21 protein-coding genes are annotated in these 21028 nt (G+C 64.0%); 5 read left to right on the top strand and 16 right to left on the bottom strand.

Translation table 11 applies throughout. From position 1 onward, the window contains the following. Window positions 1-45: 45 nt before the first annotated feature. Complete coding sequence (locus tag LB571_RS21705) at window positions 46-1170, bottom strand: LacI family DNA-binding transcriptional regulator (protein WP_224597846.1); 1125 nt, start codon at window positions 1168-1170, stop codon at window positions 46-48. Between the two features lie 618 nt (window positions 1171-1788). Between LB571_RS21705 and LB571_RS21700 the strand changes: the two genes are divergently transcribed. The 3 genes from LB571_RS21700 to LB571_RS21690 all read left to right on the top strand — a co-directional run bounded on the left by LB571_RS21700 (window position 1789) and on the right by LB571_RS21690 (window position 5424). Further along, window positions 1789-2751, top strand: a complete 963-nt coding sequence (locus LB571_RS21700) for a sugar-binding protein (RefSeq protein ID WP_015314544.1) — start codon at window positions 1789-1791, stop codon at window positions 2749-2751. A gap of 120 nt (window positions 2752-2871) precedes the next feature. After that, window positions 2872-4416 carry a sugar ABC transporter ATP-binding protein gene (locus LB571_RS21695; RefSeq protein WP_015314545.1) on the top strand — a complete coding sequence of 515 codons (1545 nt, stop codon included), beginning with the start codon at window positions 2872-2874 and terminating at the stop codon, window positions 4414-4416. A gap of 12 nt (window positions 4417-4428) precedes the next feature. Next, on the top strand, window positions 4429-5424 hold the full coding sequence (locus LB571_RS21690) for an ABC transporter permease (protein WP_015314546.1): 996 nt from the start codon (window positions 4429-4431) through the stop codon (window positions 5422-5424). A 101-nt stretch (window positions 5425-5525) separates the two neighbouring features. On the opposite strand, the gene LB571_RS21685 is transcribed toward LB571_RS21690, so the two are convergent. From LB571_RS21685 to LB571_RS21630, 12 genes are all read right to left on the bottom strand, one after another. Beyond that, the gene (locus LB571_RS21685) at window positions 5526-5741 is read right to left on the bottom strand and encodes a hypothetical protein (RefSeq protein WP_015314547.1); all 216 of its coding nucleotides are present in this window, start codon (window positions 5739-5741) and stop codon (window positions 5526-5528) included. Further along, window positions 5738-6493 carry a COG4280 domain-containing protein gene (locus LB571_RS21680; protein ID WP_015314548.1) on the bottom strand — a complete coding sequence of 252 codons (756 nt, stop codon included), beginning with the start codon at window positions 6491-6493 and terminating at the stop codon, window positions 5738-5740. Before LB571_RS21680 ends, LB571_RS21685 begins: the two co-directional genes overlap by 4 nt. Before the next feature lie 132 nt (window positions 6494-6625). Next, a complete protein-coding gene (phnN, locus tag LB571_RS21675) occupies window positions 6626-7255 on the bottom strand; it encodes a phosphonate metabolism protein/1,5-bisphosphokinase (PRPP-forming) PhnN (protein WP_015314549.1) in 630 nt (209 codons plus the stop codon). Then, window positions 7252-8391 (bottom strand): alpha-D-ribose 1-methylphosphonate 5-triphosphate diphosphatase, encoded by a 1140-nt coding sequence (locus LB571_RS21670; RefSeq protein ID WP_224597830.1) that lies wholly within the window; start codon window positions 8389-8391, stop codon window positions 7252-7254. The genes phnN and LB571_RS21670 overlap by 4 nt, the downstream gene beginning before the upstream one ends. A gap of 35 nt (window positions 8392-8426) precedes the next feature. Continuing rightward, a complete protein-coding gene (locus tag LB571_RS21665) occupies window positions 8427-9134 on the bottom strand; it encodes a DUF1045 domain-containing protein (protein ID WP_224597828.1) in 708 nt (235 codons plus the stop codon). Between the two features lie 152 nt (window positions 9135-9286). Continuing rightward, complete coding sequence (gene iolB, locus LB571_RS21660) at window positions 9287-10099, bottom strand: 5-deoxy-glucuronate isomerase (protein ID WP_140711811.1); 813 nt, start codon at window positions 10097-10099, stop codon at window positions 9287-9289. Between the two features lie 176 nt (window positions 10100-10275). Beyond that, complete coding sequence (locus tag LB571_RS21655) at window positions 10276-10488, bottom strand: DUF3329 domain-containing protein (RefSeq protein ID WP_224525092.1); 213 nt, start codon at window positions 10486-10488, stop codon at window positions 10276-10278. Between the two features lie 63 nt (window positions 10489-10551). After that, window positions 10552-11469, bottom strand: coding sequence for a myo-inosose-2 dehydratase (gene iolE / locus LB571_RS21650; RefSeq protein WP_015314554.1), 918 nt, complete (start codon window positions 11467-11469; stop codon window positions 10552-10554). Window positions 11470-11576: 107 nt separating this feature from the next. Beyond that, on the bottom strand, window positions 11577-13427 hold the full coding sequence (gene iolD, locus LB571_RS21645; RefSeq protein WP_224597826.1) for a 3D-(3,5/4)-trihydroxycyclohexane-1,2-dione acylhydrolase (decyclizing): 1851 nt from the start codon (window positions 13425-13427) through the stop codon (window positions 11577-11579). A 38-nt stretch (window positions 13428-13465) separates the two neighbouring features. Beyond that, window positions 13466-15400: a bifunctional 5-dehydro-2-deoxygluconokinase/5-dehydro-2-deoxyphosphogluconate aldolase gene (locus tag LB571_RS21640; RefSeq protein ID WP_140615363.1), complete on the bottom strand. Its 1935-nt coding sequence runs from the start codon at window positions 15398-15400 to the stop codon at window positions 13466-13468. A gap of 170 nt (window positions 15401-15570) precedes the next feature. Continuing rightward, window positions 15571-16419, bottom strand: a complete 849-nt coding sequence (locus LB571_RS21635) for a hypothetical protein (RefSeq protein ID WP_224597824.1) — start codon at window positions 16417-16419, stop codon at window positions 15571-15573. Window positions 16420-16485: 66 nt separating this feature from the next. Further along, window positions 16486-17331, bottom strand: a complete 846-nt coding sequence (locus tag LB571_RS21630; RefSeq protein ID WP_224597822.1) for a MurR/RpiR family transcriptional regulator — start codon at window positions 17329-17331, stop codon at window positions 16486-16488. 152 nt (window positions 17332-17483) lie between these two features. Here LB571_RS21630 and LB571_RS21625 point away from each other — a divergent pair, with 152 nt between their 5' ends. Continuing rightward, window positions 17484-18593, top strand: a complete 1110-nt coding sequence (locus LB571_RS21625) for a Gfo/Idh/MocA family protein (protein ID WP_224597821.1) — start codon at window positions 17484-17486, stop codon at window positions 18591-18593. A 20-nt stretch (window positions 18594-18613) separates the two neighbouring features. On the opposite strand, the gene LB571_RS21620 is transcribed toward LB571_RS21625, so the two are convergent. Next, window positions 18614-19312, bottom strand: coding sequence for a helix-turn-helix transcriptional regulator (locus LB571_RS21620; protein ID WP_224597818.1), 699 nt, complete (start codon window positions 19310-19312; stop codon window positions 18614-18616). Window positions 19313-19441: 129 nt separating this feature from the next. On the opposite strand from LB571_RS21620, the gene LB571_RS21615 reads away from it, so the two are divergent. Next, window positions 19442-20077 (top strand): LysE family translocator, encoded by a 636-nt coding sequence (locus LB571_RS21615; protein WP_224597816.1) that lies wholly within the window; start codon window positions 19442-19444, stop codon window positions 20075-20077. A 43-nt stretch (window positions 20078-20120) separates the two neighbouring features. Here the strand turns inward: LB571_RS21615 and LB571_RS21610 are convergent, their stop codons facing one another. Together LB571_RS21610 and LB571_RS21605 are read right to left on the bottom strand one after the other, a co-directional pair. Next, a complete protein-coding gene (locus tag LB571_RS21610) occupies window positions 20121-20636 on the bottom strand; it encodes an SRPBCC family protein (protein WP_224597813.1) in 516 nt (171 codons plus the stop codon). Beyond that, complete coding sequence (locus tag LB571_RS21605) at window positions 20614-20979, bottom strand: ArsR/SmtB family transcription factor (protein ID WP_140615371.1); 366 nt, start codon at window positions 20977-20979, stop codon at window positions 20614-20616. Before LB571_RS21605 ends, LB571_RS21610 begins: the two co-directional genes overlap by 23 nt. Window positions 20980-21028: the final 49 nt, after the last annotated feature.

Genomic DNA, 21028 nt, shown 5'->3' with positions numbered 1-21028 from the left:
ACCGTGGATGCCTGCCTCCGAGTTCCGGAGGAAAAGTCCGGCTCTTTATGCGACACCCTTGAATGTCGCCACGCTCTCGCGCTCCACCAGCGGGCATTCCAGCTTGGTGATTGGATATCGCCCCCGCCCCACTATCGCAGGCGCTTCCAGCTGCTCGATCGCCCATTGGCCCATGGCCATGTGCGGAAGGATCGACGTCGTCAGTGGCGGGAACAAATGCCGGGCGATTTCCTCGTCGTCATAGCCAACGACCGAGATGTCGGCGGGAATGTGCAGGCCGGCTTCCTTCAGGGCTTCGTAGCAGCCGATCGCGGTGCGGTCGTTCTGGCAGAAGATGGCGGTCGGGCGGTCCTTCAGGGCCAAGAGCTTCACTGTCGCGGCGTAGCCGGCGCTGGCCGACCAGTCGCCCTCGACCACCAGTTCGGGGTCGAAGGGGATGTCGGCGGTGGCGAGCGCGCGGCGGTAGCCTTTCAGCCGGTCCTGTGCTGCCTGCATCCAGGGTTCGCCCGTGATGGTGGCGATGCGGCGGTGGCCGTGGCTGATCAGGTGTCGCGTCGAGCTCTGGCCGCCGGCGATTTCGGAGGGCACCACGGCGGGGAATGCATAGTCCGCCGTGTAGCAGTTGAGCAGAATGACCGGAATGTCGAGGCCGTAGAGGAAGTCGGGCGCCGTGATTTCGCGGGTGAAGATGGTCATGTAGATCAATGCCGAAATGCCGCGCCTGGTCAGCGCCGAAATGGCGCGCGGCTCCATCACGGCGTCGCCCATGGTCTGCGCCACCAGAAGCACGTTGCCAGCATTCCACGAGGCCTGGCGCGCGCCCTCGATGGCGACCACGGCTTCCGGGCTGGTGGCGAGCTGGTCGACGGCGAAGCCGATCACGCCGTCGAGTCCGTCGAAGGCGGGGCCATCGAAAGCCCCCTCGAAAGCCGCAACGGGCTTCAGCGCGGAGAAGGCGGGGGCGCTGTAGCCAAGCGCGCGCGCCGCCTCGATCACCCGCTCCCGAGTCTGCCGGGACAGGCGAATGCCAGGTGAATTGTTGAGCACGAAGGAAACCGTCGCCTGCGAGCAGCCGGCGGCGCGTGCGATGTCGGTCATGGTGACGCGGCCCTTGGGCTTTGCCGCCGCCTTGCGGCGCTTCCTGATGGCCTGGTCCGTCGTCTCGCTCATGCCGCCCCCAAATCCCCAGCCTGTCTAGCCGCAGCCCCCCGGTCCAACAAGATGAGGCGGCGCTTCCGATTCACATGCGCATCGACCGCACTAATAATTATTACCATCCTTGAGACCCATCCCCGACACACCGGCTCGAGCCTCCGCAAAAACCAGAGGTCGCAAAGGCCCTGGCTGCGTGCGATCAGCCATCGCCGCGTCGGTAGATCGATTCGGCCATGACACCCGAGCGCCACCGGACCGGTCGTTTGCTAATAGTGTTTACTAATACAAGGATGCGCTATACCGTCAATCCATCGCCGCCGGCCCCGATTGGTCCGGCGGCGATGGAAGTGTCTGTGAATGGCCCGATGGGGGGCGGATACGACTTCCGCAAACCATGTCTCAGATATGTGATATGTCAGACAAATCGGACTATTTACGAACGAAGAATGAGTCTCTAAAGTCCGTGGCCGTGGCTGGTAACGACGCCATTCTTTCCGTGCCGGGAACCCCTTGAGGAGGAGGGCGTCCACGCCGCAGACGGCAATTCAGGTGAGCAAGACAAATTTAGTGTGCAAGACAATCCAGTGAGCAAGTCCGGCCAGTCCTACGACTGACCAAAACGGGAGGTTGAACATGAAATCCTTGATACGCAATGCATCCGTGGCCGCCGCGGCCCTGGCTGTCGGCCTGACGGCGACGGCAATCGCGCGCGCCGACGACAAGCCGACGCTGGCCTTCGTCGTCAACGGCGCTTCCGACTTCTGGAAAGCGGCCGAAGCCGGCGTCAAGAAGGCGCAGGGCGAACTGCCCGACTATACGCTCGAACTCAAATATCCCGAACAATCCTCCGTCGCCATCCAGCAGCGGCTGATGGACGATCTGGTGACCGCCGGCGTCAAGGGCATCATGGTCTCGGCCGTCGATCCCAAGACCTCGACGGATGGCCTGAACAAGATCGCTTCGCAAACGGCGCTGTTCACCACCGATAGCGACGCCCCGCAGACCAAGCGTGTCGCCTATATCGGCTCGTCCAATGTCGACGCCGGCAAGCAGGCGGCCGAAATCGCCAAGAAGGCGATGCCGGACGGCGGCAAGTGCCTGGGCTTCGTCGGCCTGCTCGGCGCCGACAATGCCAAGGAGCGCATCCAGGGCATGAAGGACGGCCTCGCCGGCACCAAGATCGAACTCGTCGACGTACGCGGCGACGACATTGACCAGGCGCGTGCCAAGAAGAATGTCGAGGACGCGCTGGTCGCCAGCCCCGACGTCACCTGCATGGTCGGCTTCTACTCCTACAACACGCCACGCATCTATGAAGCGCTGCGCGATGCCGGCAAGCTTGGCTCGATCACCGTCGTCGGCTTCGACGACGATCCGATCACGCTGGGCGGCGTCAAGGAAGGCACCATTGCCGCCACCGTCGTGCAGCAGCCCTTCGAATGGGCCTATCAGGGCATGAAGCTGATGGCCGCCTATCTCAAGGGTGACAAGTCGGGCATCCCGGCCGGCAATTTGATCATCATCCCGACCAAGATCATCGGCAAGGATGACGTCGACGCTTACGCCGCCAATCTCAAGGCGATGGCTGGAAACTAAGACCAGAAGCAGTTCAGCCGGCTCAACTTCGCTTGAGCCGGCTGTTCGCATTGACGAACCCTGCCGGGGTCGTCAGTCTGCAGAATGGGCATTTCGGCCCACCGGCTGCTGTCAGGCATGATGAATTATTCCGACACATCCATCGCGGCGACCACCCCGTTTCTCAGCCTCGAGAACGTGCGCAAGACCTATCCGGGCGTCGTGGCGCTCGACGGGTTTTCCATGGAGGTCAGGCCGGGCGAGGTCATCGGCCTGGTCGGCGAGAATGGCGCCGGCAAATCGACGCTGATGAAGATCCTCGGCGGCGTTACCACGCCCGATAGCGGCGCCATCACGGTCGACGGCGCCGCCCACAAAGGCCTCAGCGTGGAGGGGAGTCTGGGTTCGGGCATCGCCTTCGTCCACCAGGAACTCAACCTCTTCGAAAACCTCGACGTCGCCGCCAACATCTTCTTCGGCCGCGAGCCGCTGCGCGCCGGACCGCTGAGACTGGTCGACCGCGCGAAACTGCGCGACATGGTGGCGCCGCTGCTGAAGCGCGTCGGCGCCAACTTCTCCGCCGACACGCAGGTCGCGGATCTGTCGCTGGCGCAGCAGCAGATGGTCGAGATCGCCAAGGCGCTGTCGATCAAGGCGAGGCTGGTGATCCTCGACGAGCCGACATCGAGCCTGCCGCTGGCCGAGACCGACAAGCTGCTCGACGTCATCAAGGCACTGAAGGCCGACGGCATCAGCGTCATCTTCATCTCGCACCGCCTGCACGAGATCGAGCGCGTCGCCGACCGCGTCGTGGTGCTGCGCGACGGCATGCTGGCCGGGACGCTCGGCAAGCGCGACATCAATCACGACCAGATGGTCAAGCTGATGATCGGCCGCATGCTGAAGGAGCGCGAAAAGGCCTCCGAGGCGGCGCGTGCGCCCGGCGCCGTGGCGCTTGCGGCCAAGGCCGTCCGCACCCCCACCTACCCCAGCCGGCCGGTCGATCTCGACGTCAGGCGCGGCGAAATCCTCGGCCTTGCCGGCCTTGTCGGCTCCGGCCGAACCGAACTGGCGCGGGTGTTCTTCGGCATCGAAGCCAGCCTTGGCGGCACGCTGGAGCTCAACGGCAAGCCGTTAACGCTGGCCAGCGCGGCGGACGCAGTCGCGCAAGGCATCTTCCTTGTGCCGGAAGACCGCAAGCTGACCGGCATCCTGCTCGACCTATCGATCGCGCAGAATATTTCACTCCCCAATCTGCCGGCGCATGCCAGGCGCTCGCTGGTCTCCGCAAGCGCCGAGACCGCCACCGCCGAGAAGCAGAAGAAAAACCTCGGCATCAAGGCGCCCTCGGTGCAGACGCGCACCGGCACGCTGTCGGGCGGCAACCAGCAGAAGGTCGTGCTCGGCAAATGGCTGGCCATGAACCCGAAGGTGATGATCCTCGACGAGCCGACGCGCGGCATCGATATCGGCGCCAAGGCCGAGATCTACGGGCTGATGCGGGCATTGGCCGACGCCGGCGTCGCCGTGCTGATGATCTCTTCCGACATGGAAGAGGTGATCGGCGTCTCCGATCGCATCGCCGTCATGCATGAGGGCCAGATCTCGGGCATTCTCGACAAGGATCAGTTCAGCCAGGAAAACGTGCTTTTGCTCGCGGTGGGCAAACCGGCGAACAGGCCGTAAGCGGAGACGACGATGACAAAGAAAGATCTCGGCCTGCTGATCCTGATCCTGGTGGTCGGGGCGATCGTCGCCATCATCAATCCGCGCTTCCTCTTGCCGATCAACCTCGCCAACACCTCGAACCTGATCGGCCTGTTCGGCATCCTCTCCATCGGCCAGGCGTTCGTCATCATCACCGGCGGCATCGAACTGTCCGTCGGCTCCGTTGTCGCGTTGCTGGGCACGCTGTTCATCGACTTCATCGCCGTGCGCGGCATGGGATGGCCTGTTGCCTTCGTGCTCATCCTGGTGCTCGGCGCCATCATCGGCCTGGCGCATGGCTGGCTGATCACGCGGCTCAAGCTGCAGCCCTTCGTCGTCACCTTGTGCGGGCTTTTGATCTATCGCGGCGTCGCGCGCTTCTACACCGCCGACGGCACCGCCGGTTTCGCCTTCGGGCAGAATTTTCCCGATCTCGAATTCCTGACCGCCGGCCGCTCCTGGGGCGTGCCGAACTCCTTCTTCGCGCTGATCGTCATCGCCATCGTCATGTGGGTGGTGCTGCACCGCTCGGTGTTCGGGCGCTATCTCTACGCCATCGGCAAGAACGAGGAAGCGGCAAAATATTCCGGCATTCGCACCGGCCGCGTCGTCATGGCGGCTTACGTCATCTGCGGCGTGCTCACCGCCCTGTCGGCGATCTATTTCGCCATGTACACGCGCTCGATCTCGCCGGCCAGCCACGGCCAGTTCTACGAGCTCTACGCCATTGCGGCCGCGGTGCTTGGCGGCTTCTCTCTGCGCGGCGGCGAGGGCTCGCTGATCGGCGTCATCCTCGGCACGGTGCTGCTGCAGGAACTGCAGAACCTCGTCAACCTGCTCGGCATTCCCTCCTCCCTCAACTTCGCGGTGATGGGTGGCGTCATCCTCATCGGCGTGTTGGTCGACCAGCAATGGGGTGTGTTCCGGGCGCGCCGGCGGATGGTCGATGCCGCCCGTAAGGGCGCGGTCGGCGCCGCCGCCGAATAGGTTCCTCCCGGCAGAAATAGCTTACCGGTGCTGGGCGCTGACGGGGTGGCGTGCCTTTCGCGGCCACCCTCTGGTGATCCGCCATGCGGCTTTGGCTGAAATTACCTGCCGCTCTGGCGTGCGGCGCGGCGAACGCTTTGCAACAGGATGGCAAGGCAGCCGACCAGCAACAGCCCACCGCCAAGCAGCGGCGGCAGCGCGAGCAACTTCACCGCCGCGGTCACGGCGGCCACCAGGACCAGCGCCAGCAGCGCCAGATTGCCGTCATCGACGAACATGCCGAAGACTTCCCTGGCAACGAGACGAAGGACGTTCATCGGGCGAGCCCTCCGGCTGCCGTTGGACTGATGCCGCGCAGCCAGCGCACCATGGCGAAGGACGCTAGCGCGACGATGGCGAAGATGGCCAGCAGGGCAAGATCGGCGCCAGGCCAATCGGCGCCGATGCCTTCGCCGGTCCAGAAGATACCAAAGCTGGTCAGCATCAGCCCGACCACGAATTTGAGCGCATTCTCGGGCACGCGCGCCAGCGGCCGGTGGACGGCCAGGCCGACAAGCATCACCAGGACGAAAGCCGCCAGCGCACCCATGCTGGCGTAAAATGTCTGCCCATGCGCGGCGCCGACGGCAATGACGATGAACACCACCTCGACACCCTCGAGCAGCACCGCCTTGAACGAGGCCAGCCCGGCGAGGTAGTCGGCGCGCCGGTCGGCGGCCTGCCGGTGCAGGGCCGCGGTTTCCTTGGCGAAGGCCGCTTCCTCGTCATGCAGGGCAATGACGCCGACGCTGCGCAGGATGGCTTTTCGCAGCCAGCGCATGCCAAACAGGATGAGCAGCACCCCGACGACGAACTGCAGGGTGGTGATCGGGACCAGCGCCAGCAGCGGGCCGAAGGCCAGCACCAGGGCCGCCAGCACCGCCAGCGCCAGCGCGGCGCCGGTCAATGCCGGGCGCCAGCTGCGTGTCACCCCCACCGCGAGCACGATGGTGAAAGCTTCGACGACCTCGACCAGGGAGGCGAGAAATGCCGCCGTGACTGTCGAGAGGATGGGTGTCAGTGTCTGCATGAAGCTTCCTGTCTGGCTCGCCCCTGATTCCCGGGGCGAATTCCCGGAGCGTAATCCAGAATCACCCTATGCGGCCAGCAGCCCGGAGCATTTCCAGCGACAGCGCAAGCAGGCGGATGAAACAAGTCCGGATCAGATCAGGCCCGACATGTCGGAAAACGCCATGGCCTTGCGCAGCACTTCGGCGAAACGCTCGCCGGCCACTTCGCGCGGACCGCTGTTGTCGATCGAGGTGACGCCAGGGCCGGACAAGCTCATATTGGCGCTGCGCGCCAGCCGCGCCAGCACCTCGCCGCGCGACTCGCGACCGCGCATGGCCAGCCGCTCGGCCAGCACCTCGGGCGAAGCGGTGATCTCGACGATCGCCAGATTGGCATAGCGCTCGCGCAAGGTGGGGATGATCGCGCGCGAGACGTTGGCGACGGCGACATGTCCATTGGAAACAGACCAGTCGACATCGGCAGGCAGGCCATAGCGCAGGCCATGCGCTTCCCAGGAGACGGCGAAAGCGCCGTCGGCATCGGCCTCGGCGAAGGCGGCGTCGGCCAGCGTATCGTGGTCCTCGCTCGCCGCATCGCTCGGCCTGGTGATGACGCGGCGCACGAACTCCAGCTGCGTCTCGTCGGCAAACAGCGCCTTGGCGTAGCCGATCACCGTGTCCTTGCCGGCACCGCTGGGGCCCACGACGGCGACAAAGACGCCGTGACGGATCGGAAAGGTTTCGGCGGACAGTTCGCGCTCGATCGAGGCCGACACCATCATGCCACCCGGCGCCCCTGCCGCCAGACGGTGCGCACGACCGGAACATGATCGTCGACGCGCACGCGCACCAGATCGGCGCGACGACCCTGCTCGATGACGCCGCGGTCGTCGAGGCCGACTGCCTGCGCCGGGTTCTTGGAAACCATGGCGACGGCCTGCGGCAGCGAAATGCCTTCCACCATGTCGCCCAGGAAGAAGGCCGACTGGATCAGGCTGAAGGGAATGTAGTCGGACGACAGGATGTCGAGCAGGCCATCGCTGGCCAAGGTGCGTGCCGAGACATTGCCCGAATGCGAGGCGCCGCGCATGACATTGGGCGCGCCCATCAGCACGCCGAGCCCGGCGGCCTTCGAGGCCCGCGCCGCTTCCTCGGTGGTCGGGAACTCGGCGACCCGAACGCCCTGCTCGATGGCCTCGTCGACATGAGCCGACGTCGCGTCGTCATGGCTGGCGAGCACGATGCCGCGCTCCCGGCAGGCGGCGGCGATGAAGACGCGGTTCGGCCCGGAGTTGCGTGCCGATTCGTCCATCCGCTTCTCGCAGAATTTCTGGAAATCGCGATCCGAGAGTTTCAGCTTGCGCTGGTAGTAGTAGGCATAGGTTTCAAGGTTGACGAACTGGCGCTGGCCCGGCGCGTGGTCCATCAGCGACGCCAGCTTGACCCGTTCGTCACCGTCGAAATTGGCGAATGCGTTGAGGCAATCCGGCGCTGAAACCTCGCAGCGAAGATGCAGGAAGTGATCGGCCCGCAGACGATCCTGCGCGACGCTGTCCTCGATCGCATCGGCCAGCTTGCGAATGTCGTCCAATGTCAGGTCGGCGTCCTCGTCCATGCCGACGCGCAAGGCATCGAGCACGGTCGTGATGCCGGCGGTCGCCACCTGCGCGTCGTGGGCGAGCACCGCGGCGATCGGATTCCAGCGCACTTTCGGCCGCGGCGCATAATGGCCCTCGAGATGGTCGGTGTGGAGTTCGACCAGCCCTGGAATGATGAAGTCGCCGCCCATGTCCTCGCCGGTCCGGGCACAACCGGCATCGATGCCGGCGATCAAGCCGTCGCGCAGCACCAGTGAGCCTTCGACGATCTCGTCGGCAAGAACGATGCGGGCGTTGGAAAGAACGGTTTCGGCGGTCATTGCGGGTAGTCCTTGGTTCTTACGGTCGGGTTCGTTCAGGCGATTCTTCGGGCCGGGCGGCGTCCGAGCGCGTGCTGGGAAAGCACCATGAATGGCGCGCCGGGTTCGGGTTCGACGAACAATGTCAGCGCGTCCACGAGCACGGGCTGGCGCAACACATCGGCGAACAGGCTGTCGATCGCCGCGCGCAGGCGAGGGCTTTCCTGTGGGCCGGCCCGGCCGGACAGGGTCATGTGGAAGCGGAAGGTCTCGAAGACATAGGGATAGCCCCATTGGCAGAGATTGCGAAACTCGGCCGGCTTCAGCGAATCCGGGCTGCGCCGCTCGATCTCGGCCTCGGACAGCGGCGCGCGAAACCGGTCGAAATCGCGTACCACATTGTCGGCGAAGCGGTTGAGCGGCGGCAGCGGCCCTTCCGGCACCAGCGCGAAGAAGCTGTCGATCTGGCTGACGACCAGGCGCGGGATCGTGACGACAGGCGTAACCTCGGCAAAATGATCCAGCGCCGCGCGCAGCGAGGTCTCGGTCTCCGTGGCAGCCAGGTGGAAGGGCGCCTTCAGCGTCGCGTGAAAGCCGTAGCGGCGTGCCGAGGCGGTGTGGAAGGCCACTTCCGCCGCCGACAGATCGGCAACGGCCTCAACCGGCCTGGTCGCGGCACCGAACGGATCGCGGCCCAGCCAGTCGGCGGCGATGCGCGCCAGCGGCTCGTCCTGCCGGGGGGTGAAATAAATGGCATAACGCATGGGAAGTCCTCGTCAGAACTGCTGCCATAGGTGATTTCCATGACGGATTGACGAAGCTTTGACGGGTTTTAGAAGGCAAATCGACCCCTAGGGTCCTTAGCCGACGATTTTTCCCAGCTGGACCAATAAGTTCGGCCGGAAACGCGAGACGGTCAGGCCTTCATCAACCATTCGTGCTCGGGCGCATTGTGGAATTTCCAGGTCCGCTTCGGTCCGGCCATCACATTGAGATAATAGAGGTCATAGCCGTGGCAGGCGGCACAGGGGTGATAGCCCTTGGGCACCAGCACCACATCGCCGTCCTCGATCGCCATGGCTTCGTCCAGCGCACGATGTCCGCTTTTGTCGGCATCGGTGTAGACGCGCTGGAAGGCAAAGCCCTGCGGCGGGTTGAGGCGATGGTAGTAGGTTTCCTCCAGATAGGATTCGGCAGGCAGATTGTCCTGGTCATGCTTGTGCGGCGGGTAGCTCGACGTGTGACCGCCGGGCGTGATGACCTCGACGACCAGCAACGAGTCGGCCGGCTGGCCTTCCGGCAGGATGTTGGTGACGTAGCGCGTATTGGTGCCCTTGCCGCGCACCTCCTGGCCGAGATCGTCCGGTCCGATCACCCGGACCGGCAGGCCACCGCCAAGACCAGGCGCCGAGCAGACGCCAAGTTCCAGCTCGGTATCGGCCGTTACCGACCAGTCCGATCCCTGCGGCACGTAGACCGACCACGGCTTGCCATCGAAGGGCGACATGCGCTCGCCGAGCAGGCCGAGATCCTTGCCGCCGGCTTTCGCGGTACCCTTGCCGGTCACGAACACCAGGCAGACTTCGCGGTCGTCCGTCTTTCCCGAGGCGCTTTCGCCCGGCTTCAGCCGATGCAGGTCGAAACCGACATAGGTCCAGCCGGCGCTTTTCGGCGTCACATGGGCGACGCGGCCATGGCCCTTGTCGGCCTTGACGAGCAGTTTCGACATTTTGTCTCTCCTATCCTAGCCTTCCAACTTCGTCATCCTGGGGCGGAGCAGGAGCGAAGCTCCGTCGCGAAGACCCTAGGATGACGAAGCGAGGGGCGTTTCGGCCAATCGCCGACGTGTGCGATCCGTTACGCTCGCAGTATCCAATCCACAAAACTGCTCGCGCCATGGACCGCCTATTCCTTCGGATCGGCCGGAGGCTTCGTCTCGTCGGCCGGCTTATAAAGATAAAAAAATTGCCAGGCGCCGTAGCCGGCAAAGCCGAGCGCGATGACGCCCCAGAACGGCGTGCCGGTGGCGAACTCGATGACCGACCAGATGAGGCAGACGGCCACGACGGCGATGCGCCGCCACAGCGGGCGGAAGAACGGGTGTTCATAGTCTTTCATCGCGCCATCCGAAATTCAGCAGCCTGTCCTCAGATAGACCGCGCGTCACGGCTAATCCAGTCTTCAGGCATTCGGAAACCCTTGCGTCTCCACCGTGTAGCCGGCTGATGTCATCACCCGCATCAGCTCCTTGTGGCCAACCTGCGCCATCTTCAGCGGCGGGTTCTTCTTCGGGTCCTGCTCGGCCTCGACCACGAACCAGCCTTCATAGCCGTGGTCGGCGAAGCGCTGCACGATGGCGCCGAAATCGAGCGAACCGTCGCCCGGGACGGTGAAGGCGCCGAGCGCCACGGCATCGAGGAAGGACTGCTTCGTACGGTCGAGCTTCTCGATCACGCCCATGCGCACGTCCTTCACATGGACGTGGCTGATGCGCTTGTGGTGGTTGTCGATGGCGCGCAGCACGTCGCCGCCGGCAAAGGCGAGGTGTCCGGCATCGAGCAGCAGTGGGATGCCTTCGCCGGAATGGCGCATGAAGGCGTCGAGCTCCGGCTCGGTCTCGACCACGGCCGCCATGTGATGGTGATAGGACAGCGGCATGCCTTGCTCGGCGCACCATTCGCCGAATTCGGTCAGGCGCCGCGCGTAGGCCTTCATCTCGTCGCCAGTCAGCTTCGGCTTGGTGGCGAGCGGCTTGGAACGGTCGCCCTGGATCGAGCGGCCGACCTCGCCATAGACGATGCAGGGCGCGTCGACCGCCTTGAACAGGTCGATCATCGGCTGGATGCGGTCCTTGTTGGCAGCCATCTCCTCATCGACCAGCGTGCCCGAGAACCAGCCGCCGCACAGCGTCACGTCGGCGGCCTTCAGGATCGGCAGCATGATGGCGGGGTCGTTGGGAAAGCGCCGGCCCATCTCCATGCCGGTGAAGCCGGCAGAGCGCGACTGGCGCAGACATTCCTCCAGCGACACGTCATCGCTTAGTTCGGCAAGATCGTCGTTCCACCACGCGATGGGGGACATGCCCAATTTGGCTTTCAAGTCGTCACTCCGGATTAGACAGTTCAATTTTTTTGGCGCTAGCGCCGCCCCTCATCCGCATGCCCGCACCTTCTCCCCGTATAGTGACCGGGAGAAGGGAGCTGGCGTCAATCGCCGACGCTCTGCATCCGCCGCTTCTCGTCATAGGCCTTGCGCGCGGCGTTCACTTGAGGCCGCGCCGAGACCTCGGGCACCGCCACGTCCCACCAATGGCCGCCGGCATCGGTCGAAACCAACGGATCGGTGTCGATGACCAGCACGGTGGTGCGGTCGTTCTTCCTGGCTTTTTGCAGCGCGTTTTCCAGCTCGGCGATCGACGGCACTTTCTCTGATATCGCGCCCATGCTCGCCGCATGCGCGGCAAAGTCGATGTCGGGCAGGATTTCGTGGCGCGAGTCCTGCAAGAGATTGTTGAAGTTGGCGCCGCCGGTGGCCATCTGCAGCCGGTTGATGCAGCCAAAACCCCTATTGTCGAGCAGCACTACGGTCAGCTTCAGGCCGAGCATCACCGAGGTGGCGATCTCGGAGTTGAGCATCAAATAGGAGCCGTCGCCGATCATGACGACGACCTCCTCGTCGGGCTTGGCCATCTTGGTGCCGAGCCCGCCGGCGATCTCGTAACCCATGGTCGAGAAGCCATATTCGGCGTGGTAGGAGCCGGGCGCACCGGCCTGCCAGAGCTTGTGCAGTTCGCCGGGAAGGCCGCCTGCCGCATGCAGCAGCGTCACGCCTGAGCCCATGGCGCGCTGAACGGCGCCGATCACCTGCGCATCCGAGGGGAAAGCAGCGTTGGTCGATGCCGTCACCTTGGCCGCGTCGGCCTGCCAGGCCTTCTTGCCGGCGGCCGCATTGTCGGTCCAGGCGGCAGGCGCTTTCCAGCCTTGCAGCGCGGTTCCCAACTCGGCCAGCCCTTCCCAGGCATCCGCGACCAGCGGCAGCGCCCGGTGCTTGCCGGCATCGAAGGGCTGCACGTTGAGCCCGATGATGGTCTTGCCGGAATTCTTGAACAGCGCCCACGAGCCGGTGGTGAAATCCTGCAGCCGCGTGCCGATGGCGAGCACGACGTCGGCCTCTTCCGCCAGCCGGTTGGCGGCCGAAGTGCCGGTAACACCGACCGCTGCCATGTTGAGTTGGTGATCGTCCGGCAGCGAGGACTTGCCGCCTTGCGTTTCGCAGACCGGAATGCCGGCGGCTTGGGCGAACTTGGCCAGTTCGTCGGAAGCCTGGGAGTAGAGCACGCCGCCGCCGGCGATGATCAGCGGCTTCCTGGCTCCCTTGAGCGCCGCCACGGCCGCCGCCAGTTCGTCACGGTCCGGACGCGGCCGGCGCTGGCGCCAGATCCGCTCGGCAAAGAAACTCTCGGGATAGTCATAGGCCTCGGCCTGCACGTCCTGGCAAAGCGACAAAGTCACCGGGCCGCATTCGGCCGGATCGGTCAGCACCTGCATGGCGCGGCTCAGCGCCGGGATGATCTGCTCCGGCCGGGTGATGCGGTCGAAATAGCGCGACACCGGGCGGAAGCAGTCGTTGACCGTCGCCGTGCCGTCGGAAAAATCCTCGGCCTGCTGCAGCACGGGATCGGGAATGCGGTTGGCAAAGACGTCGCCCGGCAAAAACAGGACGGGCAACCTGTTTACGTGGGCGAGGGCCGCCGCCGTCACCATGTTCAGCGCGCCAGGGCCGATCGAAGAGGTCGCGGCCATGAAGCGGCGGCGGAAATTGGCCTTGCCATAGGCGATCGCCGCATGCGCCATCGCCTGCTCGTTGTGGGCGCGGAAGGTCGGCAACTCGTCGCGCACCTGGTAGAGCGCCTCGCCGATGCCGGCGACATTGCCGTGGCCGAAGATCGCCCAGACGCCGCCGAAGATTGGCGTTTTTCTCCCGTCGATCTCGGTCACCTGGCGGGACAGGAAGCGGGTCAGCGCCTGCGCCATCGTCAGGCGGATTGTCTTGCTCATGGTGTTTTCCTCCGCAGTCCCTACGCCGTTGCGCCTCGTTATGCCGCCTTGCGGCCGCGCGCGGCAAGCCACGCTTCCGTCAACTGTTCGAAGCGCGACGCCATGTCGGCGACAGCCTCGTCGTCGGACATCCTGCCGGCCAGCCATTGTTCGGCTGCGTGGACGAAGATGGTGCGCCCGACGGCAAAGCCCTTGACGATGGGCGCGTTGGCCGTGGCGGCAAAAGCGGCCTCCAACTCGTCCTGCGGCGCCTCCAGGCCAAGCAGCACGATGCCCCGGCACCAGGGATCGTGCTTCAGGATCACCGCCTCGATCTTGGCCCACGCGCCGCTCGACGCCTGCGGTTCGAGCTTCCACCAGTCCGGCTTGATGCCGAGCGCATAGAGTTCCTCCAGCGCGCGCGGGATCGTCGTGTCGTCGAGCTTGCCGTGCTTGCCGGCGATGATCTCGATGAGAAGTTCGCGTCCAACTTTGCGCGCGGCCTCGAACAGCGCGCGCAGCTTCTGCTGCTGTTCTTCCTTCAGTTCCGCCGGATCGTCGGGATGATAAAAGCACAGGCACTTGATGCAGTGATCGACGGGCCATTCGGTAAGCTGCGAGCCGATGTCCTGCGAGAATTCGAAGCGCAGCGGCCGCGAGCCCGGCAGTTCCACCGGGCGTCCAAGCCAGGCGAAGGGGTGGCGAGCGAATTCGAACATCGCCTCGCGGCCATGTTTCTCGTCAATCAGCATGCCATAGCCGTCGCGGCCGGCGGCGACCTTGGCCGCTGCCTTGACCGCCAGCACCTTGAAATCGCGGATGCGCGCCGGATCGGCGCCGGTCTTGGCCGCCACATCCTCGAGCTGCACACGGTGGTCGCAGGCGAGCGCCATCAGCGAGGGGATGTCGCGCCGGCGTGTGGTTGCCCAATGGATGTGATTGATCGCCTCGTCCTTGCGCAGCGCGCGATGCTTGCTGCCGTTCTCGAGGAAGAACCGCAGCTCCTCGAAGGTCGGATATTCCGGCGCGCAGAGCAGCCGCGACACGGCGAAGGCGCCGCAGGCATTGGCCCAGGTCGCCGCCGTGGCAAGGCTTTCACCGCCGAGCCAGCCGCGCAGCAGACCGGACATGAAGGCGTCACCGGCGCCCAGCACATTGTAGATCTCGATCGGGAAACCCTTGCCGACGACGCCGTCCTCGAGATCGTCGCTGATCGGTCCGTCATAGACGATGCAGCCCATGGCGCCGCGCTTCAGGACGATGGTGGCCGAGGACAGGGAGCGGATCGTCTTCAGCGCGCTCAGGCAGTCGTCAGCGCCGGACGCGATCATGATCTCTTCCTCGGTGCCGACGATGAGGTCGCAATCGGGCAGCACCGTCTTCAACTGGGCCGAGACGCGGTCGGATTTGACATAGCGCTCAAAGCCTTCGGCGTGGCCGGCAAGGCCCCACAAATTCGGGCGATAGTCGATATCGAACACGACCTTGCCACCCCTGGCCTTCATGATGCGGATCGCCTTGCGCTGGGCGGCATCGCTGTTGGGGCGGGAAAAATGCGTGCCGGTGACGACGATCGAACGGGCCGAGGCAATAAACGCTTCGTCGATATCCTCCTCGGCCAGCGCCATGTCGGCACAGTCGGATCGGTAGAAAATCATCGGCGAAACGCCTTCGCTCTCGACCGAAAGCAGAACCAGCGCGGTCAACCGCTCCTTGTCGGTCTTCAGACCGTCGGTGTTGACGCCTTCGCGTTTCAGCTGCTCGCGGATGAAGCGGCCCATCTGTTCGTCGCCGACGCGCGTCAGCAGAGCCGAGCGCAGCCCGAGCCGCGCCGTGCCGACGGAAATATTGGCCGGGCAGCCGCCGACCGACTTGGCGAAGGAGGTGATGTCCTCCAGCCGCGAGCCGATCTGCTGGCCATAGAGGTCGACGGACGCGCGGCCGATGGTGATGACATCGAGCGGCGCCTGTCTTGCGTCCACGGCTTCGCTCATTGGAACCTCCCGTTGGTCTTGTCGTCATGGACAACATTGTTTTGGGTAACACGCGCGAGCGGCTGCGTGGCGCCGGCAATATGAAATAATAATTCCAATCCATAGTCAATATGGAATGAGCATTCCCTCATGGATAGAGTCCAAACTCCCGTTTAGCCTGCGTGCCTGGATCAGGTGCCTTTTGACGGATCTGGCAGACTCGCCCCAGATTCATTCAAAAATTTGGCAGTTTCCTCTTCGGGTACTCGAATTCCCTTGGCGCGGATATATGCAACCAATCCCTGACCGACCACTTGCGTGGCAATCATAAAACCAAAACAAATCTCGGATAATTCGTGGCGGTTGAGTCTGATTTGTTGGCCGAGACTGAACAATTTTGAACGCTCGACTTCCATGCTGACTAGGGCTTGCTCCTTCGCTACATAGACCTCTTCACCTCTTTGAAGAGCGAGCCCGACGTCCCTACCGTCTTCGAGGACAAAACCTCGTGTACGCCAGCAGAGGTTAAACGGCCGGTCCGGCTCCAGAATGTCCGCCATGCCCACGATGCCGCGACGATGTGCGATGCAATTGCGTGCTTGATTCATGGCGACGAACATTGGGCCAAAGCGGTTTTCGACGCCGACCATATCGCAGACAATTTGCAAATGATCCGATACACCGCCTTTGAAGCTGAACCGCCTTTTTGCCCTTTCCAGACTCGCGAGTGAATTCGTTTCGACGATGTGGATTATACCGTAAGCCTCCAACAGAAAGAGGGAAAACGTCTCGACAATCTCACGAAATGCATTGCCGATGTTCCAGTTCTCGAATTCATCAATGAGCAATCTCCGATTGGCCTCGGAGATCTCGGACGGCATCACAATAAATTGTGTCTTGTCGTCCAGTACGTGTGAAACAGGCGGATCAATGCGGGCTACATTTGTAGCAATACCCATAAAGACCGATGCACGGCGAATGCCGAGATCGGCGATCTCATGAAGTTTAGCGAAATCTATGTTGACCGTTATGTCTGCCATGAACCCGAAATTGAGATCTTAGTGAGTGTGTGCGAGGTAATTCAGCTCATCGGGGCCGGCTCTCGATCAAGCCTTGCGCTTGCGAGTCGCGTCGCGCCGCTTCTCGCCGACGCCGACGGTCAGCGCCATGGCCAGCGCCATTGTCGCCGACAGCGAGCGGAAGCCGGCGAAATCCGCCTCGGCAACCTCGAACCAGACCCTGGCGAACTGGGCGAGCGGCGAGAACGAGCTGTCGGTGATGGCGACGATCGGCACGCCCTGCTCGGAAATGGCGCGCGCCTCCTCGATCGTCGCCGGCGCGTAGGGCGAGAAGCTGATGGCGATGACGGCGTCCGCCGGTGTGGCGAAGCCGACCATCTCGGCATTCAGGCCGGCTGCCGATTCGATCAGCTGGTTGCGGATCTTCAGCTTGCCGAGCGCATAGGCGATGTAGGAAGCCACCGGATAGGAGCGTCGCTTGGCCAAGACATAGATGGTCTGCGCCTTCGCCAGCAGCGAAATTGCCTCTTCCAGATGCGCATCGTCCAGCGTGCGGGAAATGTCGTTGAGCGAAGTGCTGGCGGCGGCGATGAAGCCGTCGAAGATCGCCCGGTGACCGGCGCCGCCCTCGGCCTTGGCGCGCAGCGCCTGCAGCCGCTCGTCATAGGAAGAGTTGCGCTCGCGCAGCCGCTCGCGGAACACCTGCTGCAGGCTGGTAAAACCGTCGAAGCCGAGTTGCTGGGCAAAACGGATCAGGGTCGAGGGCTGCACGCCGGCCGAAGCGGCGATGCTGGCGGCGGTACCAAAGGCGATGTCATCGGGATTGTCGAGCGCGTAGGCGGCGATCTGGGCGATGCGCTTGGGCAGGCTCTCGCGCCGGTCCAGAATCGTGGCACGCAGCGTCTCGAAGTCGCGAGGTACCTGTTCGTCCATCGTCCCTCTGCCCAAGCCTGTCCGGACACCCTCTCTGCCCCATCATAGCGAGCCTGCGCAAGAACGCCATAAAAAATGAGGCAGACATTCCATCCCTGGAAAAAATGGACTAATTCATCCACTCAGCTTTTATGGCAGCGGAGGAACGAAAAATGGTCGGCGTCGGTCTTATCGGCACGGGTTTCATGGGCAAATGCCATGCCATCGCGTGGAGCGCCGTTGGGGCCGTCTTCCCCGATGCGGCCAAGCCACGGCTCGTCCATCTGGGCGAGGTCAATGAGGAGCTCGCCAGGCGCAAGGCAGGCGAGTTCGGCTTCGCCAAGGCCACCGGCGACTGGCGCGTCGTCGTCAACGACCCGGAGGTGGACATCGTCTCGCTGACAACGCCGAACCAGTTCCACCCGGAAATGGCCATCGCTGTCCTCGAAGCCGGCAAGCATCTGTGGTGCGAAAAACCGATGGCGCCGAGCTTTGCCGAAGCCGAGGCGATGGCGGCCGCGGCGAAGAAATCAGGCAAGGTCGCCGCGCTTGGCTACAACTACATCCAGAGCCCGGCCATCCGTCACATCGGCGCGCTGCTCGACGAGAAGATCATCGGCGAGGTCAACCACCTGCGCATCGAGATGGACGAGGACTTCATGGCCGATCCCGAGGCGCTGTTCTTCTGGAAGCACGAGGCGACTTCCGGCTATGGCGCGCTTGACGATTTCGCCGTGCATCCGCTGTCGCTGGTCTCGGCGCTGTTCGGCCGCGTCGGCCGCGTCATCTGCGACATGGCCAAGCCCTATGCCGACCGCAAGCTGGCTTCAGGCGGCTGGCGCGCGGTGGAGACCTACGACATCGCCAGCGTGCTGATGCATCTGGACAACGGCATTGCCGGAACACTGCAGGTCAACCGCTCGGCCTGGGGCCGCAAGGGCCGCATCGCCATCCAGATCTTCGGGTCCAAGGGATCGATCCTGTTCGACCAGGAGCGGATGAACGAATTCCAGCTCTACCTGACGTCCGACCGACCCACCGAACAGGGCTACCGCACCATTCTGGTGGCGCCGCAGCACAGACCCTATGACCTCTTCGTGCCGGCGCCCGGCCACAGCCTCGGCTTCAACGACCTCAAGATCATCGAATGCCATGAATTGCTGACACGGCTTGCCGGCAAGCCGGCCCGGCTCATCGAGTTCGCCGAAGGACTGGAGATCGAGCGCACCGTGCACGCCATGGCGCGCTCCTTCGAGGAGAAGCGCTGGGTGGATGTAAGGTAGGGTTCGCTGCGCTGGTCGCTTTAGCCGGCGGCCGCTGCATTGACTTCCCATCCATCGACCCAGACCTGCCGCAAACGATCGCCTTCGCCCTTGAAGCCTAGGCCGGTCGGCTGGCAATCCTCGATGCGGTCGCTGCGGAAATTGCGGATCGCCTGGCGCAGCTCGCACCAGGCGACGATGTTGGCGGTCTCGGCGTAATAGATCAGAGCGATCGGGCGGATGAGGCGCTCGGAAGCGCGGCCGAGCTCGTCGCGGTAGGAGAGCTCGAGCTTCTCCTCGTCGCGTATGGCGCGGCGCACCAGCGCCAGGTCGATCGCACCTGCGGAGGGCGCGGCGAAGCCCCAGGCGTGCAGCGCATTGGCGTCGAGCGTCTGGCGCAAGGGCGGCGGCACCGCGCCGGCGATCTTGGCGCCGACGCGCTTGGCCGCCTGCTTGAGCTCGTCGTCGCCCGTGCGCTCCAGCAGCGCCAGCGACAGGACGATCGCCTCCATTTCCTCGATCGAAAACATCAGCGGCGGCAAGTCGAAGCCGGGGCGCAGGATGTAGCCGATGCCACGCCCGCCCTCGATCGGCACGCGCATCGCCTGAAGCGCCGCGATGTCGCGATAGATCGAGCGGATCGTCACTTCCAGCCGCGCGGCGATCATTGCCGCCGTCACCGGCTGCCGCGCCAGCCGCAGGATCTGGATGATCTCGAACAGGCGTGAGGCCTTGCGCATTTTTCTGACCTGGTACCGATCACAACTGACACACCATCGTCAGTTGGGCCTGCCTATAGGACTGCCTATCGATTTGAAAATCAACAGGTTCCGCCGAGGCTGGGCCGAGCGGGACAACAGGCAACTGACATGGGCTATGCTGAAAATCTCTGGCTGTTCTTTATCCTCCTGTTCGGCATCATCGCCGTTCCAGGCATGGACATGCTGTTCGTGCTTGCCAATGCGTTGACCGGCGGCCGCGACAGGGGTCTTGCCGCGACCGGCGGCATCATGGTCGGCGGCATGGTGCACACGCTGAACGGCGCCATCGGCGTCGGCCTGCTGGTGCATTTCTTGCCGATCCTGTTCAAGCCGCTGCTGCTTGCCGGCGCCGCCTACATGGCCTTCATCGGCATCACGCTGATGCGCAGCTCCATCACCGTCGGCAACGAGGGCCCCGCCGGCAGCCGCTCGGCATGGAAGGCGTTTCGCCAGGGCTTGGTGACCTGCCTGATCAACCCGAAGGCCTACCTCTTCGTGCTCGCCGTCTATCCGCAGTTCCTGAAACCGGACTACGGCCCGATCTGGATGCAGGCGACGGTGATGGGCCTGCTGACCGTGCTGACGCAGGCCGCGGTCTATGGCGGGCTCGCAATATCGGCCGGCCGCAGCCGCAAGCTTCTGATCGCCAATCCACGGGTGACCATCCTTGCCGGCCGGGCGGCCGGACTGCTGCTCTTCGCGGTCTCCGTGTTCACCGCATGGGAAGGGCTGAGGGCGTCGTAGTCTCGGGCTGAACCGAACCGCCGCCCTTCTGGCGCCGGCCGGATCAGGCGGCGCCCTGCCGCAGCGTGGGGAGAAGCTCGTCCAACTGCCCGAACGTCTCGCCCATCGCATCCGCCGCCCCGGTGCCGGCGGCGTCGAGGGCCTCCTTCGAGGGATAGACCTCGTGCATGACCAGCAGCGTCTTGCCGCCTTTTTCCTCGAAGGTCACTGTGGTCACGGGTCCACCGTCACCACCTTCGTCATTGGTCCAGACGAGGCGCGAGGGCGGTGTCACTTCGAGATACCTGCCGAAGAACTCGGCGGGGTGCGAGTCATCATGCCCGAACACCAAGCGGTACCCGCCTCCCACACGAACATCCATCTCACAGGAACGCAGGAACATGCCCATCGATTTCGGCGTCCACCACTGCTTGAACAGCTCGGGCTTTGTCCAGGCCTCGAACACGATGCGGGCCGGCGCGTCGAAGCTTCGCGTGACGACCAGCTCGCGGTCGGACTTCCGTTCCACCGTCGTGCGGTTCTGCATGGGGGTGGGCTCATTCGCTCTTGTTTCGTCCATCGGCTTCCTCCTTCCGTTTCATTTCCTCGACAACCTTGTCCAGCTCGTCGAAGCGTGCGGCCCAGAGCTGGCGGTATCTCTCGATCCATGCCGTCTCCTCCTCCAGGCGGCGCAGGCCGAGCTTGCAGGTCCGCACGCGCCCGACCTTCCGCGTCGTGACGAGGCCTGCCTGCTCCAGAACGCCGACATGCTTCTTCATGCCCGTGAGGGTCATATGGAATTTCTGGGCCAAGTCCGTGATCGAGGCATCCGCACGGCCGAGCTGCTCCAGAACGCCGCGTCGGGTGGCGTCCGAAAGCGCGGCGAACGAGGCATCCAGGCGGGCAGGAGAATACTGAACCATTTGGTTCAGTATGTAACACGCGGATCGGTGACATGCAAGGAGGTGAGCG

Source organism: Mesorhizobium sp. BR1-1-4 (genome assembly GCF_020165375.1).
Classification (GTDB): domain Bacteria; phylum Pseudomonadota; class Alphaproteobacteria; order Rhizobiales; family Rhizobiaceae; genus Mesorhizobium; species Mesorhizobium australicum.
This window is presented reverse-complemented; position numbering and strand designations above follow the sequence as displayed.